At 69.3% G+C, this 8028-nt stretch carries 9 protein-coding genes (1 of these 9 cut by a window edge); all 9 read left to right on the forward strand.

Annotated elements, in window-relative coordinates; genetic code table 11:
• The first annotated feature begins 57 nt into the window (after positions 1–57).
• A complete protein-coding gene (gene argC, locus BDK89_RS09650) occupies positions 58–1080 on the forward strand; it encodes an N-acetyl-gamma-glutamyl-phosphate reductase (RefSeq protein ID WP_133868757.1) in 1023 nt (340 codons plus the stop codon).
• A complete protein-coding gene (gene argB / locus BDK89_RS09655; protein ID WP_133868758.1) occupies positions 1077–1985 on the forward strand; it encodes an acetylglutamate kinase in 909 nt (302 codons plus the stop codon). The genes argC and argB overlap by 4 nt, the downstream gene beginning before the upstream one ends.
• Positions 1982–3178, forward strand: a complete 1197-nt coding sequence (locus BDK89_RS09660) for an aspartate aminotransferase family protein (RefSeq protein WP_243839132.1) — start codon at positions 1982–1984, stop codon at positions 3176–3178. Before argB ends, BDK89_RS09660 begins: the two co-directional genes overlap by 4 nt.
• The gene (gene argF, locus BDK89_RS09665) at positions 3175–4077 is read left to right on the forward strand and encodes an ornithine carbamoyltransferase (RefSeq protein ID WP_133868759.1); all 903 of its coding nucleotides are present in this window, start codon (positions 3175–3177) and stop codon (positions 4075–4077) included. Before BDK89_RS09660 ends, argF begins: the two co-directional genes overlap by 4 nt.
• Positions 4074–4544 carry an arginine repressor gene (gene argR / locus BDK89_RS09670; RefSeq protein WP_133868760.1) on the forward strand — a complete coding sequence of 157 codons (471 nt, stop codon included), beginning with the start codon at positions 4074–4076 and terminating at the stop codon, positions 4542–4544. Before argF ends, argR begins: the two co-directional genes overlap by 4 nt.
• On the forward strand, positions 4544–5944 hold the full coding sequence (gene argH, locus BDK89_RS09675) for an argininosuccinate lyase (RefSeq protein ID WP_133868761.1): 1401 nt from the start codon (positions 4544–4546) through the stop codon (positions 5942–5944). Before argR ends, argH begins: the two co-directional genes overlap by 1 nt.
• A complete protein-coding gene (locus tag BDK89_RS09680) occupies positions 5944–6501 on the forward strand; it encodes a DNA-3-methyladenine glycosylase (RefSeq protein WP_133868762.1) in 558 nt (185 codons plus the stop codon). Before argH ends, BDK89_RS09680 begins: the two co-directional genes overlap by 1 nt.
• 71 nt (positions 6502–6572) lie before the next feature.
• On the forward strand, positions 6573–7436 hold the full coding sequence (locus tag BDK89_RS09685; protein WP_133868763.1) for an SGNH/GDSL hydrolase family protein: 864 nt from the start codon (positions 6573–6575) through the stop codon (positions 7434–7436).
• A gap of 82 nt (positions 7437–7518) precedes the next feature.
• A protein-coding gene (gene tyrS, locus BDK89_RS09690) for a tyrosine--tRNA ligase (protein WP_133868764.1) crosses the window boundary here: on the forward strand, positions 7519–8028 show its beginning. The gene runs 756 nt beyond the window's last position; only the first 510 of its 1266 coding nucleotides appear in the window; the start codon lies at positions 7519–7521; its stop codon lies beyond the right edge, outside the window.

The following is an 8028-nucleotide window of genomic DNA, read 5'->3' on the forward strand; positions in this document are numbered from 1 at the left end:
GATCGCCGGATCGCAATGATTGCATGACCATACGTCAGGTTGTATGGTCATGCGTCTATGGTCGCAGTCGGCATCATCGGGGCGTCGGGGTTCACCGGCGCCGAACTCCTCCGCCTCGCCGCGTCCCATCCCGACTTCGAGGTCGTGATGGCAACGGGCGATTCACAGGCCGGCACCCGCGCCGCCGACCTGTATCCCGGGCTGTCCGCCGCGTATCCCGATCTCGTCTTCGAGCCGTTCGACGCCGACCGCGCCCGCGGTCTCGACCTCGTGTTCCTGGGTCTGCCGCACGAGGCATCGATGGCGATGGCGCCCGAACTCGTCGGCCACGTCGGCTGCGTCGTCGACCTGTCGGCCGCCTACCGGCTCAAGGACGCGAGCCACTATCCGACCTACTACGGCTTCGACCACGATCAACCCGGCCTGCTCGCCGACGCCGTCTACGGCCTCCCCGAGTTGCACCGCTCCGAGCTGAAAGGAGCGCAGCTCGTCGCCACGCCGGGCTGTTACGTCACCACGGCGACCCTCGCCCTCCGGCCGCTCGTCGAAGCCGGCCTGATCGAGACGACCGGCGTCATCGTCGATGCGGCGTCGGGCGTCACCGGGGCGGGCCGCAAGGCCGATCTGGCGTTCAGCTTCACGACGGTCGACGAGAACATGATCGCCTACGGCCTGCTCTCGCACCGCCACACGCCCGAGATGGAGCAGGAGATCGGTGCCCAACTGCTGTTCACGCCCCACCTCGTCCCGATGAACCGCGGCATCCTCGCCACCTGCTACGCCAAGCCGGCCGCCGGCGTCGACGTGTCGACCGAGTCGCTGGCCGCCCTGCTGCGGGAGCGGTGGGCCGACGAACCGTTCATGGTCGTCACCGACGGCTCACCGTCGACGAAGGCGACGCTCGGCTCGAACGTGGTCCAGGTGACCGCCCGCTACGACGACCGCACGAACACCATCGTCGCCATCGGTGCGCTCGACAATCTCGCGAAGGGTGCATCGGGCGGTGCGGTGCAGGCGGCCAACGTCGCGCTCGGCCTCGACGAGTCCGCCGGGCTCAGCACGGTCGGGGTGGCGCCGTGAGCACCGATCACGACGCTGCAGGCCTGAAGGCCTCGATCCTCGTCGAGGCGCTTCCCTACATCCGGCGCTTCGCCGGCAAGATCGTGGTGGTCAAGTACGGCGGCAACGCACTCGCCGGCACGTCCGAACACGACGCACTCTCGCTGTTCGCCGAGGACATCGTCCTGATGCGGCTCGTCGGCATGCGTCCGGTCGTCGTCCACGGTGGCGGGCCCCAGATCAGCGACCTGATGAAGCGGCTGGGCAAGGAGACCGAGTTCGTCGACGGGTTGCGCGTCACCGACGCCGAAACGGTCGACATCGCACGCATGGTGCTGAAGGGGCAGGTCAATCCGCAGATCGTCGCCGCCATCAACGTGCACGGCCACTACGCCGTCGGCGTGAGCGGTGTCGACGGGGGACTGATCCGGGCCACCGCCCGCGACGAGCGACTCGGATTCGTCGGCGACGTCACCGAGATCAATCCCGAGGTGATCCACGGATTGCTCGACGACGAGTTCGTCCCCGTCATCGCCACGATCGGCTCCGACATCAACGGTCAGGCGTACAACATCAACGCCGACACCGTCGCCGGTGCGATCGCCGAATCGCTCGGTGCCGAGAAGCTCGTCTACCTGACCGACATCGAGGGCCTCCGGCGCGACGTCGCCGACGCTGCCAGCCTCATCCGCCAGACCACCGCCGACGAACTCGATCAGCTCGTCGCCGACGGGATCATCGCCGGGGGCATGATCCCGAAGGTCGCCAGCTGCATCCACGCCGTCCGCAACGGCGTCGGCAACGCCCACATCCTCGACGGGCGCATCGCCCACGTCCTGCTGCTCGAGATCTTCACCGACTCGGGCATCGGCACCATGATCAAGGGCCTCCACGGAACCACCGGCCTGCAAGGAGACGACGCATGAGCCACACCTTCGACACCGCCGGGCTCGACCAGTGCCCGTTCATGCCCGTCTTCGGCGCACCCGCCATCAGTATGGAGCGGGGGAGCGGCACCGAGGTGTGGGACACCGACGGCACTCGGTACCTCGACTTCCTGAGTGGAATCGCCGTCACCTCGCTCGGTCACGCCAACCCCGTGATCGCCGATGCGATCAGCCGGCAGGCGAACACCCTGCTCCACGTCTCCAACTTCTTCACCAACCCGCAGGCGACCGCCGCTGCCGTGAAGGTCAACGAGCTGCTGGCCGACGCCACCGGCCACGCCGGACAGATCTTCTTCACGAACTCGGGCGCCGAGTCGAACGAGTGCGCGCTGAAGCTCGCCCGCAAGTGGGGTGGGCGTGGCCGACACACCGTCGTCAGCGCCTACGGCAGCTTCCACGGTCGCACCCTGGCCACCCTCGCCGCCACCGGACAACCGGCCAAGCACGAACCGTTCGCACCGATGCCCGACGGCTTCAAGCACGTCGCATGGGGCGATCTCGACGAGATGTGGGCCTCGGTCGACTCGTCGGTCGCCGCCGTCATCATCGAACCGATCCAGGGTGAGGGCGGCGTCAATCCGGCACCGGCCGGCTACCTGCAGGGCATCCGCGACCTGTGTGACGAGGTCGGGGCGCTCATGATCGTCGACGAGATCCAGACCGGCTTCGCCCGGACCGGACGCTGGTTCGGGTTCGAACACGACGGCGTCAGCCCCGACGTCGTCACCCTCGCCAAGGCGATGGGCAACGGCATGCCCGTCGGCGCCTGCTGGGCCCGCACCGATGTCGCCGCCGTCTTCCAGCCGGGCGACCACGGCAGCACCTACAGCGGCACCGCGCTCGCGACCGCCGCCGTGTCGGCGGTGATCGACGAGATGCGTCGTCTCGACGCGCCGGCGCTCGCCACGTCGAAGGGCGCACGGTTCGCCACCGCGCTCGAGGCCCTGCCGCAGGTCGAGTCGGTTCGCGGTCGTGGGTTGATCCTCGGCGCCCAACTCAGCGACGGGATCGACGCCCCGACCGTGTACCGCGCCCTGCTCGACCGGGGCTTTATCTGCAACCCGGTCAACGCCTCGACGCTGCGGTTCCTGCCGCCGTTGACCGTGTCCGACTCCGAACTCGACGAGGCGGTCGCCCTCGTCGCCGACGTGCTCGCCGAGGTGGCGCCATGACCCGATCCCTGCTCGACATCACCGACTTCACGCCCGACGAGGTCGAGCTGATCCTCGACCTGGCGCAGCGACCGATCGACGCGCTCGGTCGGCCGCTCGAGGGCCAGGGCGCCGCCCTCGTCTTCGAGAAGCCGTCGAATCGCACCCGCCACTCGATGGAGATGGCCGTGGTCCAACTCGGCGGCCACCCGGTGTACACGCGTGGCGAGGAGGTCGGCTTCGACACCCGAGAACCGGTCGAGGACATCGCTGCGATCATGTCCGGCTATCACGGTCTGATCGCCGCCAGGGTCTTCGAACACTCGGTCGTCGAACGCCTCGCCGCCACGGCGACGATCCCGGTCGTCAACATGCTCAGCGACTGGTCGCACCCGCTCCAGGGGTTCGCCGACGCGCTGACGATGCAGCAATGCCTCGGCGACCTCGCCGGGAAGACGGTCGCCTACGTCGGCGACTGGAACAACGTGTCGCGCTCGCTCGCCGAGATCTCGGCCATGCTCGGCATGCACGTCCGTATCGGATGCCCGCCCGGCTTCGACGCCGACGACGCCGAACTCGAGCGCATCGAGGGCCTCGGCGCCGCCTCGGTCGAACAGGTCGCCGGCCCCCACGACGCCGTCGCCGGCGCCCACGCCGTCCACACCGACACCTGGGTGTCGATGGGGCAGGAGGCCGACAAGGAGGCCCGCCGTCAGGCGTTCGGGGGGTTCACCGTCGACGCCGAGATGATGGCGCTCGCCGACCCCGGCGCCGTGTTCATGCACTGCCTGCCGGCCTACCGCGGCTTCGAGGTGTCCGCCGACGTCATCGACGGCCCGCAGAGCGTCGTGTTCCAGCAAGGCCACAATCGCCTCCACAGCGCTCGTGGTGCCATGGCCTTCCTGGTCGGTGTCCGATGAGCAAGGTTCAGCGACAACAGACGATCGCCCGGCTCATCGAACAGCAGCAGGTCTCGAGCCAGCCGCAACTCGTCGAACTCCTCGCCACCGAGGGCATCGCTGCGACACAGGCGACCGTGTCGCGAGATCTCGACGATCTCGGGGCCGTCAAGGTCCGGGTCCCCGGCGGTCACAGCGTCTACGCCGTCCCCGAGTTCGCGCCCGAACGGGTGGCGCCGCTCGACCAGCTCCGGCGCGTGATGGGCGAGTGGGTCGCCGAGGTGAACCACTCGGCCAACCTCGTCATCGTGCGCACACCGCCCGGCTGCGCTCACGTCGTGGCCTCGGCGCTCGATCGCAGCGGCATCGACGGGCTGATGGGTACGGTGGCGGGCGACGACACGATGATGTGCGTTGCGACCGAAGCGGTCGGCGGCGCCCAGCTCGCAGCGAACTTGCGCGAGCTCGCAGGAATCGAGGCAGGTTGATGAGCGACGAGAACACCGGATCCACCCTCTGGCACGGCCGATTCGAAGGCGGTCCCGACGAGGCCCTGATGGCCTACAACGCCAGCCTCTCGTACGACCAGCGCATGTGGCGAGACGACATCGCCGGTTCCCGCGCCCACGTGCGCGGCCTCGCCCGGGTCGGGCTGCTCGATCAGTCCGAGTGCGACAGCGTGCTCGTCGCGCTCGACACGGTCGAGGCCGAGATGGCGCAGGGACGCTTCGAGTACCTGCCGTCTGACGAGGACATCCACACCGCCGTCGAGCGGCGCGTCACCGAACTCGCCGGAGCGGCCGGTGCCAAACTGCACACGGGGCGCAGCCGCAACGACCAGGTCGCCACCGATCTGCGGCTCTGGTGCAAGCGCGAACTCACCGAGGTCGCCCGTGGCCTGTTCGACCTGCAGCACGTGCTCCTCACCCGCGCCCTCGAAGCCGACGGTGCCTACCTGCCGGGCTACACCCACCTCCAGCGGGCGCAGCCGGTGCTGCTGGCGCACCACCTGCTCGCCCACGGCTGGGCGCTCGGCCGAGACGTCGACCGGCTCCTCGCCACCGTCGACCGGCTCGACGTGTCGCCACTCGGCGCCGGCGCGCTGGCCGGCACGTCGCTCCCGATCGACCCGGCCGGCAACGCCGCCGACCTCGGGTTCTCCCGGGCGTTCGAGAACTCGCTCGACGCCGTCAGCGACCGCGATTTCGTCGCCGAGGCGTTGTTCGACCTCGCCCTCGTCGGCGTGCACCTGAGCCGGATGGGGGAGGAGTGGGTGCTCTGGACCAGCGAGGAGTTCGGGTTCGCCGTCCTCGACGATGCGTTCGCGACCGGTTCGTCGATGCTGCCGCAGAAGAAGAATCCCGACATCGCCGAACTCGCCCGCGGGAAGGCGGGGCGACTGATCGGCAATCTCACGGCGCTGTTGGCGACCCTCAAGGGCCTCCCGTTGGCGTACAACAAGGATCTCCAGGAGGACAAGGAGGGCCTGTTCGACTCGGTCGATCAGGTGAATCTGGCGGTCGCGGCGCTGACCGGCATGATCGCAACCGCCACGTTCGTCCCCGAGAAGATGCAGGCCGCCGCCGACGCCGAGACGACGGCCGCCACCGACCTCGCCGAGTTCCTGGTGCGGGCCGGTGTGCCGTTCCGCGACGCCCACGCGATCGTCGGCCAACACGTGCGTGCCGCCCTCGCCGGCCAGGGGTCGCTGGCCGACCTCGTCGCCGCCGACGAGCGGCTCGGACCCGACGCCGCGGCGCTCGTCCGCCCCGGTGTCGGGGTCGAGATGCGTTCGTCGCCGGGTGCCGCCGGGCCCAAGGCGCTCGACGCCCAGATCGACCTCTATCGGGCGATGCTCGACCGCGAACGCGCCGAGTTCACCGACTGATGCCACGACGGCGGGTGCCGAGGGCCCTGCTCGACGGCGACGCGCCCGACGTCGCACCACAACTGCTCAACAAGCTGCTCGTGTCCGGCGAGTGCGTCGGACGCATCACCGAGGTGGAGGCCTACCGGGAGGACGACCCGGCGAGCCACACCTACCGGGGTGAGACGCCACGCAACGCCGTCATGTTCGGCCGGCCCGGACACCTGTACGTGTACTTCACGTACGGCATGCACTACTGCGCGAACGTCGTCACGGGCCCGGAAGGACACGGCGCAGCCATCCTCCTGCGGGCCGTCGAACCGGTGGCAGGCGTCGACCTGATGCGCGAACGGCGTCAGGGCCGCGCCGCGCTCGCCGACGGGCCGGCCAAGCTGTGCCAGGCGTTCGCGATCGGGCCCGAGCACAACGGCGTCGACGTCTGTTGGGGGAGCGGAATCGGCCTGTTCGACGACGGAGTCCCGCCGCCCGCTCGACCCGTCGTCGGTCCGAGAGTCGGCATCTCCAAGGCCGTCGACGTGCCCTGGCGCTTCCGAACCCCGTCACGATCGAGCGCATGACCGAGCGGTCGTGATCCGATCCGATGACGGGGCGACCTGGCTCGGCGCGGACGAGCGTGCATACTGAACCGATGCGACGGCTCCTGCTCGCGGCAACCGCCGCCCTGCTCGCACTCACCGGTGTCGCAGCGGCGGCCACCGGGAGCACGGCGACCGTGTCCGACACCGCCGAGCGGGTCGGGCCGATCGAACAGCCGGTGTTGCTCGTCAGCGACTCGGCGTGGCTCGGTATCAAGACCTACGGCGCCAAGGACGCGCTGATGGGCGTCGACCACGTCATGGATCTGGCCTCGTGCCGCCGACGGGTCGTCGGATCGTGTCGGAACTACGACGGCCACGTCCCGATCACCCTGAACGCCGAACTCGAGGCCCACGGCGGCCACTTCCACACCCTCGTCGTGGCGACCGGCTACAACGACTCCGACCACAACTTCCGCTCCGACGTCGACACGATCATCCGACGGGCCCGCTCGCTCGGCTACGAGCGCGTCGTCTGGCTGACCCTCCGGGAGAACGTCTCGTACAGTTCGCCGGGCTCGCTCGGCTTCGCCCAGGTCTTCCGGAACAACAACGCGGCGCTGCGCGACATCGTCGACGCCGGCACCTACCCGGAACTCGTGATCGCCGATTGGGCCACCTACTCGCGCGACACACCGGCGTGGTTCGCGAGCGACGGCATCCATCTGCGCGGCGACGGCCCGTGGGCCGCGGCCGACTACATCTCACGCAAACTGGCCCACCTCGACGGTCGGACGTGTCCGCTGCCGCCGATGCCCGACGGGCCGATGCCCGACCCCTGCCCCGATCCCGACGACGGCTTCCCGGCGGTCGATCTCGACGGGCTGTACCCGATCGGCGAACCCAACCCGACGGCCGGCTTCCACATGGAGTGGGAGGGCAGCGGCGCATGGCCGGCCGACCCGTGGTGGGCCTGACGCCCGACGTCGCGTCACCTCCGGGCGTTCGCCGCAACGTCTTGTTCCCGCTCACCGATGACGTGGCATCATCGTGGGCGATATGGACCTCATTGCCGACCTCGACGCGCGTGGCCTGATCCACGACTCCACCGACCGCGAGTTCCTGAGCTCGCGACTCGACGAGCGTTCGATCGGGGTCTATGTGGGGTTCGACCCGACCGCCGACTCGCTCCACGTCGGGCACCTCATGGGGCAGCTCGGTCTGCGTCGTTTCCAGCTGGCCGGCCACAAGCCGTTCCCGCTCGCGGGTGGAGCCACCGGCATGATCGGCGATCCGAGCGGCAAGTCGGAGGAGCGGAACCTGCTCACCCGTGACGAGTTGCAACACAACGTCGCCAGCATCAAGCGGCAGCTCGAGCGGATCCTCGACTTCGAGCCGGGTCCGTACCAGGCGACCCTGGTCGACAACGCCGACTGGACGGCCGGCACCAGCATGCTCGACTTCCTCCGAGACGTGGGCAAGCACATCACGGTGAACCAGATGATGGCGAAGGAGTCCGTGAAGAACCGGCTCGCCAGCGAGGTCGGCATCTCCTACACCGAGTTCAGC

Source organism: Ilumatobacter fluminis, from assembly GCF_004364865.1.
In the GTDB taxonomy this organism is placed as follows: domain Bacteria; phylum Actinomycetota; class Acidimicrobiia; order Acidimicrobiales; family Ilumatobacteraceae; genus Ilumatobacter; species Ilumatobacter fluminis.

Excerpts from the sequence above, each read along its gene's own strand:
- BDK89_RS09660 (WP_243839132.1), top strand. The coding sequence starts at position 1,982 with ATGAGCCACACCTTCGACACCGCCGGGCTCGACCAGTGCCCGTTCATG.
- argC (WP_133868757.1), top strand. The coding sequence starts at position 58 with ATGGTCGCAGTCGGCATCATCGGGGCGTCGGGGTTCACCGGCGCCGAA.
- BDK89_RS09685 (WP_133868763.1), top strand. The coding sequence starts at position 6,573 with ATGCGACGGCTCCTGCTCGCGGCAACCGCCGCCCTGCTCGCACTCACC.
- argR (WP_133868760.1), top strand. The coding sequence starts at position 4,074 with ATGAGCAAGGTTCAGCGACAACAGACGATCGCCCGGCTCATCGAACAG.
- argH (WP_133868761.1), top strand. The coding sequence starts at position 4,544 with ATGAGCGACGAGAACACCGGATCCACCCTCTGGCACGGCCGATTCGAA.
- argF (WP_133868759.1), top strand. The coding sequence starts at position 3,175 with ATGACCCGATCCCTGCTCGACATCACCGACTTCACGCCCGACGAGGTC.
- BDK89_RS09680 (WP_133868762.1), top strand. The coding sequence starts at position 5,944 with ATGCCACGACGGCGGGTGCCGAGGGCCCTGCTCGACGGCGACGCGCCC.